We start from the raw sequence: 17,484 nt of genomic DNA on the forward strand, positions 1-17,484 counted from the left end.
ACGGGGTGGATAACCACGCCGTGCACGGAGGAACAAACGAGCGGGAGGGATCATGGCGCAAAGGGTGGCAACGGGACCCGCCAGGGGGCGGCACGGCTTGCGGCCCCCTGGTCCAGGCTAAGGGCCTGCAGACCAACGTTCAACGTCAAGGCAATAGGTGGTGAAAGGGTGTTCGCCCAGGCGCGTTTTCCTCACCCAGATGGCCCGTCTGGCGAGGGATCGATAAGGCGGGCGGGTATCCAGCAAGTGAAAGAGTATCGTCCGATGGCCAAGCTCCCTCGCCCACCCCATCATCTCGTTGAAAATCGCCACGCCGCTTCCCCAGCCGGCCTTGGCGAGCACGATGGCAAGCTCCACCCCCTCGTCATCGGGCTGGATACCGCACCACCCCGCCAGGGTGCCGTCGAGGAAGATGGCGCGCACGCGACAACCTGGCCGGGCGTCGACTCCCAGCTTGTACGCCATCCAGTCGCGCACCCCGGCCACATCGAAAAGCGGGTGAGGGATCAGGTGCTTTCGCAGCGTCTCGTCGTTGAGCAGCGGCAGAAAATCCTCTGCCCTGACAGCAGAAAAGGGGCTGAACACCATGGAGGTCTCTCTCATTGCCCGAAGAGGCACCCTAGTAGGGGGTGCCATCCTTGTGTCTGGCTGACCAGGCGCCATCGGCACCCTGTACCAGGGCCAGATCGTCGTCGGGATAGTCGACGGTATCCCCTGGCAGCCTGTCCCCCACCTCGAGATAGACGGCGTCCACCTCACCGTGGTTGAGCAACTGGTGGGCCAGGCCGCTGCCCCCCTTGAAGCCGATGCACTCCCCCGGCGACATCCGGTACTCCTCCTCCCCGTGGCGCAGGGTGGGATTGCCCGAGAGCACATAGACGAACTCGTCCTGCAGGCCGTGATGGTGCTTGAGCGCCGAGATGGCTCCCGGTGCCAGGGTCGTCAGATTGACCCCGAAATTGGCAAGGCCGAAATGATCCCCCAGCCTGCGCCGGGTGCGGTGCTTGACCAGGGAGGCAAAGGGCTCCGGATAGAGGGACTTGGCCTTGTACTCGGGGATGGCCGTTGCCTGAATGGCGCGTTTGTCAGTCATGTTCTGATCCTCCCTGTGAATGACGTCTCACTTTATAGCCTGCTCCTTAGCGACAAAACATGGGCAGGGGTTGAAGGGGTGTCTCACACACCATGTCATGCCCGGTTGCCGCCAGATGGCAAAGACGCCCTGTTTTTCGCTTGGCTATCTTAATGGCACACCGGAAAATGGGAAGCCGCGTCGGCGACATCACCAATGGAATGAAGAAGATGGCCCGCGATCACTGGGAAGCATCCTCTTCCAGCGGCCCGGGTATGGAGGGGCTCGGGCACATGCAGAACCGGCGACTAGAGCACCTCAATCCTGACCTTGATAAGCCCGGATCGGGGATTGCCGATGGCGCTGAACGCCGCCCTGGAGAGATCGATGATGCGCCCGCGGGGAAAATTGCCCCTGTCGTTGACCCGCACCACCACGCTCTTGTCGTTGGCAAGGTTGGTGACCCTGACCAGGGCGCCGAAGGGCAGTGTCATGTGGGCAGCGGTGTTGGCGTGGCGCTGGTAAGGCTCCCCGCTGGCGGTGCGCTTGTTGTGGTAGCGATCGGCGTAATAGGAGGCGAGCCCCGTCTGGGTATAGCCTCGCCAGTTGCCCGCACTGCCTGCATCAGGCTGGCTGCTGCAGGCGGCCAGCAGCAGGCACAGGGAGGCCAGCAGCCCTTTTTGTCGCGTCGTCATGCGTTGCTTCCTCGATGGGACAGAGCGACCAGCATCGCCAGTCGGGCTTCCGTTAACAGGGGACTACTCTCTCATATTTCCCATGGAAAACGGGAGGCCCAGGCCTCCCGTTTGTGTGTTCACCCGTCAGCCCCTGTCAGGGGAAGGGGTCAGGCGATGAGCTTGTCGTCGGCGAAGCCAAAGCCGCGCAGCCCCACCACATGCACATGCTCGTGCTTGCCCTGCACCTTGCGGATGAGCTTGTAGGTGGTGCCCTTCTCGGGGCTGATGTTCTCCGGCGCCGCGATGAGGAGCTGCATGTCCTGGCGCTCGCACAGCTCGAACAGGGTGGCGATGGATTTGCCATCAAGTCGCGCCGCTTCGTCCAGGAACAACAGGCGGCAGGGAGCGATGTCCTTGCCGCGCAGACGGCGGGACTCCTCCTCCCAGCTGATGAGCACCATCAAGAGGATGGCCTGACCGGTGCCGATCGCCTCGCCGGTGGAGAGGGCGCCGCTCTCGGCCCGCAGCCAGCCGTCGGCCCCGCGCTGCACCTCGATCTCCAGCTCCAGGTAGTTGCGATAATCCAGCAGCACGTCCCCCATCACCTGATAGTTGCGCTCCCCCTGCTCCACCTGCGGGTTGAGACGCTGGAAGAGCTTGGCCATGGCCTCGGAGAAGCTGAGCTCCTTGTCGGCGAAGAGATCGTTGTGCATGGCGCTCTGATCGGCGAGTGCGGTCAGGAGGCGAGTGTGGGCCTCGCGGATATTGACGTTGAGACGCACCCCGCGCACCAGACCGAAGGCGATGTTCTGCAGGCCCTGGTTCAATACCCGGATGCGGTTCTGCTCCCGGCGGATGATGTTGGTGATCTTGGCCGCCACCTCGTGGGAGGAGAGCGACAGATGGGTTTCCCGCTGCTTGAGCTCGTCGGCGAGGCGCGCCAGCTCGATCTCCATCTCCTCGATGGCTTCCACCGGATCGTCCGAGCGGATGATGTCGTTGCGGATGCGATCTTTCAGGTAACGGTAGACCTGCACGTAGAAGGCGACCTTCTGCTCGGTGCTGCGGTTGCCTTCCGACAGACGCAGCGCATCGCGCAGGGCCTCGTCGTGGGCCACCGCGACCCGCAGGGCGCCGAGGGCCTTGTCCGACATGGAGCGCAGCTCGTCGCTGTCGAGGTACGCCAGCTCGCGCTTGTTCAGACGCTTCTCGACGTCGGTCTCCCGTGCCAGACGCACCACCCGCGACCAGCTTGCCTTGTGACCCACCAGGGATTTACGGGCGCTGTAGTAATCCTTGCCTTCGAGCTTGAGACGACCGCCAAGGGATTCGATTTCGCGCTTGCACACCTGCAACTGGGCCTCGGCGCTGGTGCGGCGGGTCCGGGTGCGGATAAGCAGCTCTTCAATCTCTTTCTTGTGGGCACGAGCCTTCTCTTCCATATCGTCAGAGAGGGTCAGCCCCATGGCCGCCAGCTCCTGCTCGAACTCCGCCAGGGTCTGCCCCTTGGCCGAGGCGCTGGAATCGAGCGCCGTGCGCAGTTGCAGCGCCTCGGTGTGGCGCTGGGTGATCTGCTTGTGCTGCTCACCGGCGGTGCGGGCGGCAAGCTCCGCCGCCTTGAGCTTCTCTTTGAGTCGCTCGCTCATCTCGGACGCCTTGCCCAGCAGGTCTTGTGCATCCTGATAGGCAAAGTGCGGCAAACGGGCCACCAGCTGATCGAGGGCGTAGCAACGGCGCTTCTGCTCGGCCAGCAGGTCGCTCACCTCGTCAAAGGCCGCCTGCAGGGCCGCCAGATCCTGGGGATCCTGGCGCAGCACCTGCACCATGGTTTCCAGTTTTTCCAGCGCCTTGCCGTGCCTGGCGATAAAGGCTTCGGCTGTTTTAAGGGCCTCCACATCGGCGTGAGCCGCCTCGAGGCGGGCCGCCAGGTCTGCCTCGGCAAACAGGTGGGCAAAGGGCAGCATCCCCTGCACCAGCTGGATATGGCGGGTCAGCTGGGCGGCGGCGGCTTTGGCATCACTCAGCTGCTTGTCGCACTCGGCGATGGTTTCTTGCAGCTTGCGCTGCTCGTGCTGCTTGGCCTGCACCTCGGCTTCGGGGTCCGGGCGGAAGGCGATATCCAGATGCTGGCCGATAAAGTCGCGGAAGTGGCCGTAGAGACGGTGGTACTTCTGCTGCTCGAAGGCGGCCTTGGCGTAGCCCTCGATGAGGTTTTCCCGCTCAAGATCGAGCTGCTCGATCCGTTTTTCCCGGGCGGCGCGGCCAAACAGCGGCAGCTCGGGGTAGCGGGAGAAGCGCACCTGACGCTTGCTGGTGCGCACCAGCACGGCGTCCCCCAGCTCATCCGCTTCCACCAGATCCTCATCAAAGGAGTCGGGGTTGCCCTGGATGAGGTAGATATCTTCCGGGCAATCTTCCAGCTTTTTCAGCCGCTCGATGGCGCCTTCGAGGTCGAGCACCACCAGGGCGCTGCGAGCCGGGCCGTAGAGCGCGGAGTAGTAAGGGGCATCATCGATGGAGATGTCGTCATAGACGTCCGAGAGCAGCACGCCCCCCACCTGCTCGGCGATGCGGGCAAGACGGGGATCCGCCTCGCCGGCACCCAGCTGCAGGTTGCGAATTTGCAGCTCCAGCGCCTGTTTCTGGCCCTGAATGCGGTTGCTCTCCTGCTCGAACTCCCGCTCCTTGTCGAGCACGCTCTGCATGCCGGAAGAGAGTTCTTCGGCGGTGGCCAAGGCCAAGCCACTCTGCTCGCGCAGTTGCTCGAGTTTTTCAAAGGATTTGAGCCAGCGCGGCGCCAGCTTGGTCAGTTCCGCGATATCGCGGCCCAGCTGAGTGCCCTGATGCTCGAGGCTGGCGCGGCGCTGATTGGCCTCCGCCTGCTGCTCGGAGAGCTCCTCCTGGCGGGTGCGCTGGGCTTCGAGGAAGATCTCCAGCTCGTCCTGGCTGGCAATGCGCTGACCAGACGCCTGGGCCAGCTCGTCTCGCAGCCGCAAGAGCGTCTTCTGGCTTTCGCTCTCTTTCTCGAGGCGAGCCAGGGCGGCGCGCAGTCCTTGCCCCTGGGCAATGCGGGCCTTGTCTTCGATGTGGCGCTTGAGCAGCCCCTGCGCGGTGGGCCAGGCAGCCTCACGCACTGTCTCGGGGGCGATGCTGAGCAGCAGCGCCAGCGCCGCTTCGTGTTCGGCCACCGCTGCCTTGGCCAGCGCCAACTGCTGCTCGGCCCCCAGCACCCGGCTGGTGAGGCTCTGCTCGGCTGCGCGGAACTGATGCAGGGTGTCGCTCGCCTGCGCAGGCTCGAGCCCCGGCAGCTCGCATTGCTCGCGGGCAGTATCGAGGGCCTGCACCGCCTGACGGTACTGGATGGCGCGGGTCTGCTGGATATCGAGCGCCTGCTGGTAGTCGGCCAGCTGGGTCTTGAGGCTGTCTACCTCTGCCTGGGCCAGCTCCTTGCGCTCTTCCACTTCCAGCAACTGGCCGTGGATCTCTTCCACCACCGCCTGCTGCTGCTCGAGCTTGTCGTTGAGCTCCGCCAGATCGGCGCGATAGAGGGCAATCTTCTTTTGCAGCGCCACGGCCGCCATCACCTTGGCCAGGTGCTCGGCGGCGGACTCCAGCTCGTCGGTCAGGAGCTTCTCGCGGTTGGTGAGCTGATCCACCTCGTCCGCCAGATAGATGGCGCGCTGCTTCTCCTCGGCCAGCAGACGGCGTTTGCCCGCGAGCTCAGAGCGTGCCTTGAGGGCCAGCTCGGAGAGGCGGCTCTTCTCGGCAGCGCCCCGCACATACTCCGCGGCCACATAGTGGGTGGTCTCGGTGATGAGATTCTTGAAGAGATCCCGCTGACCCTGGGTCTCCTTGATGGCTTCCAGGGTGCGGCGGTTCTCGTAGATGGCCGCCTCCATGTCCTGGAACGCCTTGCGTACCCCGGAGTTCTCCGGCAGCAGGTATTCACGCAAGGAGCGGCTGATGGAAGACGAAATACCGCCGTAGAGGGAGGCTTCGATCAGGCGGTAGAACTTGCCGCGATCCTTTTGATCCCGCAGCTTCTTCGGGGTGATGCCGAACTCGAACATGAAGTTGTGATAATCGGTCACCGTATTGAACTTGGCGACCTTGATGGCGCCAAGCTCCGCTGCCGCCCCCTTCAGATCGGCGAAGGCACGTACCCGGCCCTTGCCGTCGTCGAGCTTCTCCAGCAGCAGATCCGTGGGCGCCAGGTGCTCGGGCACATCCACCAGGGCGAACGGGGTGATGTTGACCTTGTTGTCACGGTTGGCCACCTGTTCGAGGTGGACGCCAACCCAGATCCGCTGCTCGCGGCTGTTCATCACTTCCAGCAGCGAATAGCAGTGGCCGCGCTGCAGCTTGCCGTAGAGCCCCTTGTCGCGGGAGGCACTGCTGGAACCCGCTTCCGTGGTATTACGGAAGTGAAGCAGTGACTGGTCGGGAATGAGGGCCGCGATAAAGGCCGCCATGGTGGTGGACTTGCCCGCGCCGTTGCCGCCGGACAGGGTCGTGACCAGCTGGTCGAGATCGAAGGTGCGGGCGAAGAAGCCGTTCCAGTTGACCATGGTCAGGGATTTGAATTTGCCTCTCACGCCACACTCTCCATCAAACCGGCCGACACCATCAGTGCCGGCACATTAACGTTGCAGATCATCTTCCACCTCCAGCTCCAGCTGCTCTTCGTCCAGATCCTCTTCGATATCCTCGAACAGGGAATCGCTGCTCGGCATCTCGTCGTCGTGGAAAATGGCCTCCCCTTCCTGGATCATCCGCAGTTGCACCGCGCGGGGATCCTCGTCGGAGCGCACATCGGCGGCGAAGCGGAACACGGATTCGTTGACCCGGAATTTGTCGCTGTTGCCAAGGGGGGTGATCATCCCGAGGCGCTTGAGGCGACGCATGGAGGTGCGGATCTTCTCGAGGAGCTTCTTCTTGTCCAGATCCGTGCCGCCGGAGCGGCTGTTGACCATGCGCAGCAGTTGCTTCTCGTCCGCCAGACTCAGCACCTCTTCTTGCAGCTCGCCCATGGCGAACACCCCTTCAGAGGCGAGCCTGTCCGGGCTCAGGAACAGGTAGCAGAGCACCTTGCCCACCAGCATATCGAGCTCAGATAACACTGTTGTTCCGATGTCGGCGCTCGGGCGCGGACGCAGGTAGAAGAAGCCTTCCGGCGCCTTGATGAGTTCCACCTGATAGCGGCCGTAGAAGATCTCCAGCTCCTGGTGGTACTCCACCAGGGCCGAGTGCTGCTCGAATTCGTCGGCACTGATGTGGCGACCGGAGCGCAGGGCGGTGTCGATGCGCGGAAACAAGGGGTTGGCGATGGCCTCTGCGAGGCGCAGGGGCAAGGGGAATTCAGTATTGATCGATGACATAGGCCTGAACCTTGGATCCAGCTTGGTTGATGGGTTTCCATGCGGGTTGGCGGTAGTGTTCGCGCTCACCGCTGGCATGGCCGAGACGCACGGCCTGATCGATCAGGAGGCGCGCCACGTCGAAGTGGGCATGAGCCGGGTAATCCAGCAGGTATTCCCGCAGCACGTCGGCAAGATCCAGCCGATCTCCCTGCTCCGGGTAGCGGGCCAGGTAGCGCTCGATGCGCTCCGCCAGCTCCTGGTTGATGTCCACCATCTCCACATACTCCATCTCGAGGGGCACCTCGCCGGTCACCTCCTCGTCGTGGATGGCGATGGTTTCATCCCGCAGCTCCAGCAAACGGGGCTCTTCGGCCACCCGCAACAACCAGCTGTGCTGCTCGAAGTTGCGGATGGATTCCCGCAGCCGCTGGCTGAAGGCGCGGTTCTTGTCCATGTCGATGGCGTTGCGGATGAACTTGTGGACGTGCCTGTCATAACGGGACCAGAGCTCGATGCACTGCTGGCCCCAGGCAGTGATGACGTCCAGACGCCCCTGCAGGGCGTGGGTCAGCTCTTCTACGTGGAACAGATCCTCACGCCCCTGGGCCGCTTCCTGAATGTTGAGCAGCCCCGCCTGCAGGCGGTGGCCGGCGGCGTCCAGGGTGTCCTGCAACTCGCGCAGGGTCTGGCCGGTCTCGTGCAGGAGCTTCTCGCAGCTGTGGATGGCATCGACCCAGTTCTGGGTCAGCAGGGCCGCGATCTCGCTCTTGACCTGGTTTTGCTGCTCGTCCATGGCGCGCTGGGTGAGATCGATGCGCCCGAGCGTCTCTTCCAGGGAGAAGGAGAGGCGCGGCAGCACCTCGGCGTCCCACTGCTCCCGGGTGTTGGTCTCGAGCGCCGCCTTGCGGGCGGTGTCGAGCTCGGCCGCCAGGTGCTCGAGCAGGATGGAGAGCTTGATGGAGTCCACCTGGCGCTGATCCATGAAGAAATCGACGATGCTCATGCCAAGGCGCGACAGGCGGTAGAGGCTCTCCCCCGCCACCATGTCGGTGGTGAAACGCGACAGCAGTTGCTGGCGAATGAGATCGTTGATGGCGTTGTTGGCGCGACCGGTGAGGGTCTCGTCCATCTGGCCGAAGGCACTGCTGACATAGCCAAAGGCATCGTGCAGCGCGGCCTCCGAGAGATCAGACTCGTCCTCGGAGAGCGTCTTGATCGCTATCAGAAAGGCCAGCCTGTCGGTGGGGAGGTTCAGCGCCAACCCCTCCTGTCTGACCCATCCCACCGTCTCTGGCAGGGTACGGGATGTACTCATCATGACGTTATCATCTCGTTGTTATAGTCGGCAGGTCTTCGCCCGCCGTGGTGATATAGGCCGGGGTCGGTGGCGCCCCGGCGGCTGGATCCCGCATCGTATTCACGCCGGTGGGTCTCAACCGGCCGGTTTCTGGGCCATCACATGGATGTAGCGCCCCAGGGAAACAAAGGGCTCCTGGCGGCAATATTGCTGCTCCATGGCCAGCAGGTCCTCGAACTTTTCGACCTGATCCTGCTTGTGGCGCATGTAGTCGTGGATGACGCGCACCCCGGTCTTGCCGATGATCCGCAATCCCCCCCGGCCTATCCAGTCATAGACCTGCTCCGGCAACTGGGGATTGGTGGGAGTCAGGGCTGTCTGGCGTTTCTTGCGAAGGCCCAGGCGCACATAGTCGAAATTGCCCACCACCAGGCTCTGGAACAGGAGGCCGTGACGATTGTAAAAAAGCAGCGACAGTATGCCCCCAGCCTTGACGAAAGGGAACAGACCCAGCAAGGTCTGGCGCGGCTCGGCGAGCCACTCCAGTACCGCGTGACAGAGCACCAGATCGAAGGTGCCGGTCACGTGTTGCTTGAGATCCTGAATGGGGCAATGGATGAGACGAATTCTGTCTTCCAACCCCTTCTGGGCGATCTGCTCCCGGGCCAGATCCAGCATTTCTGCCGACAAATCGCACAGCTCCACCTGATGGCCCATGGCCGCCAGTTTCTGGGCGAAGTAGCCAAAGCCGCCGCCGGCATCCAGGATGCGTAGCGGCCGGTTGCCCAAGCGCGCCAGGCAGGCTTCGATGTCACTCCAGACAATGGTGGTGCGAATGCGCCCCTTGGTGGAGTCGTAAATGTTGCGAGCGAACTTGTCCGCGCGCCCGTCAAAACTCTGATCTTGCTTCAAGACACACTCATCTTCGACCGCCCCGCCATGAGGGCCGCAGGAGGAACCACACAGGATTGGGCCACAGGAAAAAAGAGGGGTATTCTGTCACATCCCGAATTTGCTGAAAACTCAAGGACGTGTCTGTCGTGTTCGAGCTCAACTTCTTTGTCATCAAGAAATGGCTGGGCCATCTGCTGATGCCGCTCCCCTTCTCTCTCTCCTTGTTGGTGCTGGCGCTCGTGCTGCTCTGGTTCACCCGCTTTCAAAAAAGCGGCAGGCTGCTGGCGACCCTCTCCTTGGTGATCATCGCCCTGATGGGGACGCGGCCGGTGAGCTACGAGCTGGCCCGCAGCCTGGAGCAGACCTATCTCCCCTTCGAGGTGAGCCAGCATCCTGACATCCAGGCCATCGTCGTGCTGGGCAACGGTCATGTGAGCGATCCGGCCATCCCAGAGCGCGCCTGGCAAAACAACATCTCCCTGGCGCGCACCCTGGAAGGGGTTCGCCTGGCCCTGGCCTATCCAGAGGCCGAGCTGGTTTTCTCCGGTGCCGTGGCCGGGGATCCCCTGTCGAACGCCGAGGTCAACGCCCGCATGGCGGAAAGCCTTGGCATCCCGCGCGCGCGCATGACGTTGTTTGAAAACAACAAAGACACCCATGACGAGGCGGTCAGCATCGCCGCCCACCTCAACGGCAAGCGGGTGGCGCTGGTGAGTTCGGCCACCCACCTGCCCCGGGCCATGGCCCTCTATCGCAGTCAGGGACTCGATGCGGTGCCGGCTCCCACCGATTACACCGCCAAGCAGAGTCAGGAACCGCAACCCCTCTACAGCTACCTCCCCAAGGGGCGTTATCTGATGTATTCCGAGGCTGCCATTCACGAGTGGATTGGGGTATGGTGGGCCCGTTTGCGTGGGCAGGTCACCGAGTGAGCAATCGCGCCTTGCATTCCTGATTTGGATCAGGAAAGCGAAAAAAAATTACGTCATTTGCCGCCGGGTCAGCTATCTTGGGCTCGGTTCAATTCATATAATGTTGCGCAATCAAATGCCTAGGAGATATAGAAGATGAGACAGCACCTGGTAATGGGTAACTGGAAACTGAACGGCACCAAGGCTTCTGTAGAAGCCCTGATCAAAGGACTGACCCCGGCCGCTGCCGCTCATCCTTCCGTGCAAGTGGCCGTCTGCCCGCCGGTTATCTTTTTGGGTCTGGTTGAACAGCTGACCGCCGGCAGCAAGATCGCCTACGGTGCCCAGAACGCCGACGTTCACGAGTCCGGCGCCTTCACCGGCGAAAACGCCCCCTCCATGCTCAAAGCCTTCGGCTGCACCTACTCCCTGGTCGGTCACAGCGAGCGTCGTACCCTGCACGCAGAGACCGACGACGTGGTGGCTGCCAAGTACGAAGCCATCCAGAAGGGCGGCCTGATCCCCGTGCTGTGCATCGGTGAAACCCTGGCCCAGTTCGAAGCCGGTACCACCAACCAGGTGGTCGAGACCCAGCTCAAGGCCGTGATCGATCGCTGCGGCATCGCCTCCTTCGAGAACGCCGTCATCGCTTACGAGCCGGTATGGGCCATCGGCACCGGCAAGACCGCCACCCCGGAGATCGCACAATCCGTGCATGCTCACATCCGTCAATACCTGGCCGGTTTTGATGCAGCCGTGGCTGCCAAGGTACAGATCCTGTACGGCGGCTCCGTGACTGGCGCCACCGCTGCCGACCTGTTCGGCCAGCCGGACATCGACGGTGGCCTGGTGGGTGGCGCGTCCCTGAAAGTGGACGACTTCTCCCAGATCATCGCTGGCGCAGCCAAGTAAGCGCCAAGCAAAGAGGGGCCCCGCCCCTCTTTGCATATCGCTTTCCTATGGACCCTCTCGCCATAGGAAAGCCGATATAGTAAAAGCGGCCAGCCGTATTTTTCAGAATCTTGATTTTCGACAACTCAGATCCAGAGGCACTCATGACCAAACAAATCAAACGTATTGGTGTTTTGACCAGTGGTGGTGACGCACCGGGTATGAACGCAGCCATCCGCGCCGTGGTGCGCGCCGGTCTGCATCATGGCCTGGAAGTTTACGGCATCTATGATGGCTACCTCGGTCTGCACCAGGACCGTATCGTCAAGCTCGAGCGTCACAGCGTCTCCGACGTCGTGAACCGTGGCGGTACCTTCCTGGGCTCCGCCCGTTTCCCCGCCTTCAAGGATCCGAAAGTCCGTGCCGAAGCGGTCGAAAACCTGAAGAAACACGGCATCGACGCCCTGGTGGTCATCGGCGGCGACGGCTCCTACATGGGTGCCAAGAAGCTGACCGAGGAGGGCTTCCCCTGCATCGGCCTGCCGGGCACCATCGACAACGATATCGCCGGTACCGACTTCACCATCGGCTTTGATACCGCCCTGAACGTGGTCGTGGACGCCATCGACCGCCTGCGCGACACCTGCAGCTCCCACCACCGCATCTCCGTGGTCGAGATCATGGGCCGCCACTGCGGCGATCTGGCCATGTCTGCCGCCGTTGCCGGTGGTGCCGAGTACGTGATCGTGCCGGAAGTGGCCTTCGACAAGGAGAAGCTGCTGCAACAGATCAAGGAAGGGGAAGCCAAGGGCAAGAAGCACGCCATCATCACCATCTGCGAGCACGTCACCGACGTCAACGCCCTGGCAAAAGACATCGAGGCCATGACCGGCCGCGAAACCCGCGCCACCATCCTGGGTCACATCCAGCGTGGCGGTTCTCCCACTGCCCGTGACCGTATCATGTCCAGCCGCATGGGTGCCTTCGCCGTCGAGCAACTGCTGGCGGGCCAGGGTGGCCGCTGCGTCGGCATTCAGGGCAACGAGATGGTGCACCACGACATCATCGACTGCATCGAGAACCTGAAGCGCCCGTTCAACCAGGAGCTGTACGATCTCTCCACCACCCTGTTCTAAAGGCTGTGGTCTGACAAAAAACCCTCCTCTGGAGGGTTTTTTTATGCGGGCTCCTCACCCCCTCCTCCCCCTACGGGGGCCCGACTATCCACTGGCCACTGTCGCCATGTCTTACCCCTTGCCCGGCGGCCCTGAGCCTCTGACCCCACGACCTTCTCCTTTAACTTCTTTCCCCCGCTTTTCTGCTTGCTCACCTTGTTCGCGACGGGTCTGGATAAAGGCCTCGGTGCCGCAGTGCCACGGCCCTGCGCCAGGCCTCCCCCGTCCTTCATCCCATCACACTGGCGCCATATAGCCACCCGGGTGGGCCGACGATATCGCCCGCTTCCCCTGCGCGCGGGCCCACTGGCTCGTCCCCCCAAGAAAACAGCGAAAAACGGGGCTTCCGGCCACACAAGGCCCCATGAAGATCGCCCCCCCATTTTCCCGCCTTCCCCCTTGCCTTCCATGCTCCTTTGGCGGCCGTTTTGTCGTTTTTCCGTACTCTTTTTGCTCCCATCCTGTTTGGGATGAGCAGAAAATTGAGCCTTCATCGGATAACCCTGGCTGGCAACAGCCTTGCAGACTGGGGTTGGGACACAAGTCGTGAGAAAACATGACATGGGATGACAAAACCTGGCTGACAGCCACCAACCTCCCTATGGCGACACCAATCGGCGCATCCCGCAGGCCATTTTGCTGACTAAAAATGGAGATCACCACAAAGAAGCCAATCGGAACCCACAAGGGGAGAGTCATAAAATCAACATAACTCAATGTATTTAAAGACTTTATATGCATCCCCTTTCACTGGTATCACCATGAAACTATTCCCAGGACAAAAAACGCCCTTAAACTTGGAAAAATGCAGCCGCATTCCACTACAAAACCATTTTTGCCTCATAATTACATTTTTCGTTGTTTTATCGTTCTGTTGTGGTATCTTGGTTCCATCATGAGCCAACCAAGGGAGATAAAATCATGAAAGAGTTCGTAGTTACCGCCGTTTTCACCGTGTTTTTCACTCTGGTTGCCGTCTCCATGCCGTCGCTGGCACAGCTCTAAGTCGGTCAATCAGCCATCTGCCACCTCTGCCCCAGAGGGGTGGTTCAAAAAACAGACTGAAACATGGGTTTTTGACGCGCTCTGGCAAAGGATGATGCCAAGCCATCATTGAGCGCGATCTGCGCGCACAAAACGACCTCGTCGACATCCATGCCATCTTTCAAGGGGAGCCCGGGCTCCCCTTGTCGCATCTCCCCCTGCGGGATTTACTCTTGCCCCCCTGCCCGTCACAATGGCCGCTGGATTTGCCACGCAGGAACCACCATGACTCAGGATGCCTTGCGCCACTGGCGCCGCGACCTTCATCGTCACCCCGAAGCCGCCTGGTGTGAATTTCGCACCACCACCCTCATCGCCCAACACCTCAGTGAACTCGGTTTCTCCATCATGCTGGGGGATCAACTGCTCGCCAGCACCCTCATCATGGGACGGGAAATAGACGTCGAGGCCCAGAAGGCCCGTGCCCTGTACCAGGGGGCGCATCCGGAGTGGCTGACGCGGATCGACGCACTCACCGGCGTGATGGGACTCTGGGAGAGCGGGCGCCCCGGCCCCACCCTGGCGTTTCGCTTCGATATCGATGCGGTGGAGGTCGAAGAGAGCCAGGAGGCGTCACACCTGCCCGGCCAGGGAGGCTGGCACTCCGCCAACCCGGGCTGGATGCACGCCTGTGCCCACGACGGTCACACCGCCATCGGGCTGGTGCTGGCCGAGCGGATCGCGGCCCTCGCCGATCGCCTCACTGGCCGCATCAAGATCTTCTTCCAGCCGGCTGAAGAGGGCTGCCGAGGCGGCAAGGCGCTCGCGGCAGGGGGGCAGCTCGACGATGTGGACGCCCTGCTGGCACTGCACATCGGCATTCACGCGAGCAGTGGTGAGCTGGTGGTCAACCCCACCGAGTTTCTCTGTTCAACCAAATTCGACGTGGAGTTCATGGGGCAAGCTGCCCATGCGGGGCTCGAGCCCAACGCGGGCCACAATGCCCTGGCGGCGGCCTGCATGGCCACCACCGCCATGCTCGGCATTCCCCGCCATCGGGACGGCATGACCCGCATTAACGTGGGCCAGCTCAACGGCGGCAGTGGACGCAACGTCATCCCGGGCCATGCCCGCCTGATGGGGGAGACCCGTGGCGCGACGCCGGCCCTCAACGACTACATGTTCAATCAGGTGCAGCAGATTGTGGAGGGGGCGGCCCTGATGCAGGGCGCGACCTACCACATCCGCAAACAGGGGGAAGCGATCGGCATCGAGAACAGCCCAACCCTCATCGAGGAAATCGTGCCTCTCGCACAGGGGATCTCCCTTGATACCATCCACACCCGCCGCTTCGGGGCCAGCGAGGATGCCGGTTTCCTCATCGAGCGGGTACAGCAGCACGGCGGCGAAGCCGCCTATCTCATCCTGGGAGCCAACCTCGCGGCCCCCCACCATCATCCGGAGTTCGACTTCGACGAAGCCGTGCTGGCCCCCGGAGTGGCCTTGCTGGAGGCCTGGCTGCTCGCCCGCCTCGGCCGCTAGCAGACGCCGGATGCAAACAAGGCAGCCCATGGGCTGCCTTGTTTTTTTACACCCTTGCGGGCATAGAGGACCTACTCTCCCAGCACGATCGCACAGAGATGGGCGAAGTGGTGGATCTCGTAGGTCGCCTCGCACGGACTTGTCTCCCGTCCCGGGTTGTACCAGCAGGTGGCAAGACCCTGGGCGGCGGCACCGGCGATGTCGGTCTTGGGATTGTCCCCCACCATCAACACCCGCGCCGGGCTCGGCTGACCCATCTGCGCCAGGGCATGCTGGAAGATGGCCGCCGCCGGCTTGGTCACCTGCACCTCGTCAGAGATAACGAGAGGCTCAAACCAGCTGTTCCAGCCCAGTTTGTCGAGGCGCCCGCGCTGGGGCAGGCTGAAGCCGTTGGTGATGATCCCCATTCTGACCTTGCTCTTCAGGGCCTGCAGGGTCTCCTCCACCCCCTCCAGCGGCACGCTCAGGGCGATGATCTGCTGCAGGAAGGTTTCGTTCATCGCCATGGGCGCCACGTTGACCTGCTCGGCAAAGAGCGAAAAACGGGTCTGCTGCAGGTGGGTGGCGTCAATCTCCCCTGAGTTGTACTGCTGCCAGAGCCGCTGGTTGAGGGCATGGTACTCCGCCATCTTGGGGGGAGTCGGCGCCACGCCGTAGATCTGCAGGGTCCGCTCCAGCGCCCTGGCGACCGGAAAATCGAGCAGGGTTTCGTCCAGATCGAACAGCACCCAGTCATAGCTTGCTTGTTTCACGCTTGTCCTTATTGATTGTGCTTGGCCACGTTGTCATGCGTCGGGCGCACCCATCCCCAGAGGGCTGTCGAGCAGGGTCAGGGTCAACCTGACACCAAAGCCGGTTACCTCGCTGCCCACCACGCCATTGCCCCCCTTGTTGCGAAAACCACTCAGGTCGAGGTGCAACCAGGGAAGCTCGGCGGGCACGAAGCGCGTGAGAAAACGGGCGGCATCGATGTGATCCGGGGAGGCGCCCGGCGCGCACTGTAACAGATCGGCCCACTCGCTATCGAGGTTGTCATCGTAATCCTCGTCCAGGGGGAAGGGCCAGACTCGCTCCCCGCTCTGCTGGCCCAACGCTATCAGAGTGGTGAGCCACTCGGGGCGGTTGGTGAAGGCGCCGCTGTAACGGCTGCCGAGCGCCCGTTTGCAGGCGCCGGTCAGGGTGGCGTAGTCGATCAGCAAGTCGGGGTTGTCCCCGGCCGCCAGGGTCAGGGCATCCGCCAGCACCATGCGACCCTCGGCGTCGGTGTCCACCACTTCGATGGTGGTGCCGTTGAGGGCGGTCACCACCTCACCGGGCCGGAAGGCCTGCGGGCCGATGTGGTTCTCGGCGATGGCGAGCCAGCAGTGCACCTCAATGGGGAGTTTCGCCCGGCTGATGGCCAGCAACGTGCCAAGGGCCACCGCGCTGCCCCCCATGTCCAGGTGCATGCCATACATGCTGCCACCGACTTTCAGGTTGTAGCCACCGGAGTCGTGGCAGATCCCCTTGCCCACCAGCGCAACGCGGCGCACCGGGTTGGCCGGACAGTAACTGAGCCTGACGATGGCGGCCTGACCGTCCGCCGAACCACGGGCCACCGCCAGGAAGGCGCCGGCGCCGAGCTTGGCGAGGGCCGCCTCGTCGAACTCCTGCCACTGCCACCCCTCCTGCTGCGCCAGCTCCCGGGCATAGGCCCGGTAATGACGGGCATTGAGCTCGGACGCTGGCAGCACTGCCAGGTGGCGAGCCAGACCATTGCCTTCGGTTTCTGCGCTCAGACGGGCCATGTCCAGCTCGCAAGGGGGGGAAAGTTGCAACTGCTGATAACCCGGTCTTGTCGCCTCACTCCGTTTCTGGGTCGGCAGGGTCACATCGGCGGCGAGCAGGCAGGCGAGCACCACCCTTGCCAGTTGCGCGCGATGCTCATCGTCAAAGCCCTCCAGATGGAGCGCCAGGTGCGTCGCCTTGAGGCCCGCCAGCGAGCCCACCCAGCTGCGCACCTGCTTGTAGAGCCGATGATCCAGGGCCGGGCGGGCATCCATGAAGATCACCCGTTGCAGCCCCTGAATGTCGTCAAGGGAATAGGGGGCCTTCTGACCCAGGGCTATCTGGGTTGCCACGGCGGCAAAGGGAGGCGTCGCCAGCAGGGTATCGCGCGCTGAGTCGGCAATGAGCAGGAGTTTGACGGCAGCCGGCCCTGCCATTACCTCGGCGAGGGAGGTGCTCTGCATCGTGATTTGGGGAGAAGAATAGCTAAAAGGGGTCATCACAGGGTGCGGCCTCATCCATGAACAGAAAGCAGGATGATACCGAACAAATGGCGAGAGGGATCGGAAAAACACACATTATTGTGTGCAAGCAACAGATGCTGGAGGGGATCAGAGAGGTAATGCAGAAGAAAATCAGTCAGAAGTTGGTTGCGGGGGCCGGATTTGAACCGACGACCTTCGGGTTATGAGCCCGACGAGCTACCGAGCTGCTCCACCCCGCGTCCGAATTGTATTGCCACCACAAAAAGCAGAGCAGTTGCTTTTTGCTGTCTTCGTCTCCACCGCAGGCGCTATGCGCTTGCCATGGATACAAATGGTTGGTTGCGGGGGCCGGATTTGAACCGACGACCTTCGGGTTATGAGCCCGACGAGCTACCGAGCTGCTCCACCCCGCGTCCGAATTGTATTGCC

Annotated in this window: 13 protein-coding genes and 2 tRNA genes; 4 read left to right on the forward strand and 11 right to left on the reverse strand. The window is 62.4% G+C overall.

Translation table 11 applies throughout. The features are described from left to right. Positions 1–117 precede the first annotated feature (117 nt). From AB5Y47_RS12560 to cmoM, 7 genes are all read right to left on the reverse strand, one after another. Positions 118–603, reverse strand: a complete 486-nt coding sequence (locus tag AB5Y47_RS12560; RefSeq protein ID WP_042879254.1) for a GNAT family N-acetyltransferase — start codon at positions 601–603, stop codon at positions 118–120. 16 nt (positions 604–619) lie between these two features. Beyond that, positions 620–1,093 (reverse strand): cupin domain-containing protein, encoded by a 474-nt coding sequence (locus AB5Y47_RS12565; protein WP_368220280.1) that lies wholly within the window; start codon positions 1,091–1,093, stop codon positions 620–622. Positions 1,094–1,380: 287 nt separating this feature from the next. Continuing rightward, positions 1,381–1,767: a septal ring lytic transglycosylase RlpA family protein gene (locus tag AB5Y47_RS12570; RefSeq protein WP_042017161.1), complete on the reverse strand. Its 387-nt coding sequence runs from the start codon at positions 1,765–1,767 to the stop codon at positions 1,381–1,383. Between the two features lie 149 nt (positions 1,768–1,916). Further along, positions 1,917–6,344 (reverse strand): chromosome partition protein MukB, encoded by a 4,428-nt coding sequence (gene mukB, locus AB5Y47_RS12575; protein WP_368220281.1) that lies wholly within the window; start codon positions 6,342–6,344, stop codon positions 1,917–1,919. 45 nt (positions 6,345–6,389) lie between these two features. Further along, the gene (mukE, locus tag AB5Y47_RS12580; protein WP_029314572.1) at positions 6,390–7,127 is read right to left on the reverse strand and encodes a chromosome partition protein MukE; all 738 of its coding nucleotides are present in this window, start codon (positions 7,125–7,127) and stop codon (positions 6,390–6,392) included. After that, entirely contained in the window at positions 7,108–8,427 is a 1,320-nt protein-coding gene (mukF, locus tag AB5Y47_RS12585) for a chromosome partition protein MukF (RefSeq protein ID WP_319896503.1), read from the reverse strand. Before mukF ends, mukE begins: the two co-directional genes overlap by 20 nt. A 114-nt stretch (positions 8,428–8,541) precedes the next feature. Then, positions 8,542–9,318, reverse strand: coding sequence for a tRNA uridine 5-oxyacetic acid(34) methyltransferase CmoM (gene cmoM / locus AB5Y47_RS12590; RefSeq protein WP_263308922.1), 777 nt, complete (start codon positions 9,316–9,318; stop codon positions 8,542–8,544). 128 nt (positions 9,319–9,446) lie between these two features. Between cmoM and elyC the strand changes: the two genes are divergently transcribed. From elyC to AB5Y47_RS12610, 4 genes are all read left to right on the forward strand, one after another. Beyond that, positions 9,447–10,232, forward strand: a complete 786-nt coding sequence (elyC, locus tag AB5Y47_RS12595; protein ID WP_336569493.1) for an envelope biogenesis factor ElyC — start codon at positions 9,447–9,449, stop codon at positions 10,230–10,232. A gap of 135 nt (positions 10,233–10,367) precedes the next feature. Further along, the gene (gene tpiA / locus AB5Y47_RS12600; protein ID WP_029314576.1) at positions 10,368–11,123 is read left to right on the forward strand and encodes a triose-phosphate isomerase; all 756 of its coding nucleotides are present in this window, start codon (positions 10,368–10,370) and stop codon (positions 11,121–11,123) included. Positions 11,124–11,266: 143 nt separating this feature from the next. Next, complete coding sequence (pfkA, locus tag AB5Y47_RS12605; protein WP_010674852.1) at positions 11,267–12,238, forward strand: 6-phosphofructokinase; 972 nt, start codon at positions 11,267–11,269, stop codon at positions 12,236–12,238. Between the two features lie 1,308 nt (positions 12,239–13,546). Next, entirely contained in the window at positions 13,547–14,803 is a 1,257-nt protein-coding gene (locus AB5Y47_RS12610) for an amidohydrolase (RefSeq protein WP_128297153.1), read from the forward strand. Between the two features lie 71 nt (positions 14,804–14,874). Here the strand turns inward: AB5Y47_RS12610 and yjjG are convergent, their stop codons facing one another. The 4 genes from yjjG to AB5Y47_RS12630 all read right to left on the reverse strand — a co-directional run bounded on the left by yjjG (position 14,875) and on the right by AB5Y47_RS12630 (position 17,468). Beyond that, positions 14,875–15,555, reverse strand: coding sequence for a pyrimidine 5'-nucleotidase (yjjG, locus tag AB5Y47_RS12615; protein ID WP_102948512.1), 681 nt, complete (start codon positions 15,553–15,555; stop codon positions 14,875–14,877). 33 nt (positions 15,556–15,588) lie between these two features. Continuing rightward, positions 15,589–17,073: a leucyl aminopeptidase family protein gene (locus tag AB5Y47_RS12620; protein WP_102948513.1), complete on the reverse strand. Its 1,485-nt coding sequence runs from the start codon at positions 17,071–17,073 to the stop codon at positions 15,589–15,591. A 144-nt stretch (positions 17,074–17,217) separates the two neighbouring features. Continuing rightward, positions 17,218–17,294: transfer RNA gene (locus tag AB5Y47_RS12625), tRNA-Met, on the reverse strand. 97 nt (positions 17,295–17,391) lie between these two features. After that, positions 17,392–17,468, reverse strand: a tRNA-Met gene (locus tag AB5Y47_RS12630). Positions 17,469–17,484: the final 16 nt, after the last annotated feature.

It is taken from the genome of Aeromonas sp. R7-2, assembly GCF_040908105.1.
GTDB classification, from domain to species: domain Bacteria; phylum Pseudomonadota; class Gammaproteobacteria; order Enterobacterales; family Aeromonadaceae; genus Aeromonas; species Aeromonas caviae.

Excerpts from the sequence above, each read along its gene's own strand:
- AB5Y47_RS12560 (WP_042879254.1), bottom strand. The coding sequence starts at position 603 with ATGAGAGAGACCTCCATGGTGTTCAGCCCCTTTTCTGCTGTCAGGGCA.
- AB5Y47_RS12565 (WP_368220280.1), bottom strand. The coding sequence starts at position 1,093 with ATGACTGACAAACGCGCCATTCAGGCAACGGCCATCCCCGAGTACAAG.
- AB5Y47_RS12570 (WP_042017161.1), bottom strand. The coding sequence starts at position 1,767 with ATGACGACGCGACAAAAAGGGCTGCTGGCCTCCCTGTGCCTGCTGCTG.
- mukE (WP_029314572.1), bottom strand. The coding sequence starts at position 7,127 with ATGTCATCGATCAATACTGAATTCCCCTTGCCCCTGCGCCTCGCAGAG.
- mukF (WP_319896503.1), bottom strand. The coding sequence starts at position 8,427 with ATGATGAGTACATCCCGTACCCTGCCAGAGACGGTGGGATGGGTCAGA.
- tpiA (WP_029314576.1), top strand. The coding sequence starts at position 10,368 with ATGAGACAGCACCTGGTAATGGGTAACTGGAAACTGAACGGCACCAAG.
- pfkA (WP_010674852.1), top strand. The coding sequence starts at position 11,267 with ATGACCAAACAAATCAAACGTATTGGTGTTTTGACCAGTGGTGGTGAC.
- AB5Y47_RS12610 (WP_128297153.1), top strand. The coding sequence starts at position 13,547 with ATGACTCAGGATGCCTTGCGCCACTGGCGCCGCGACCTTCATCGTCAC.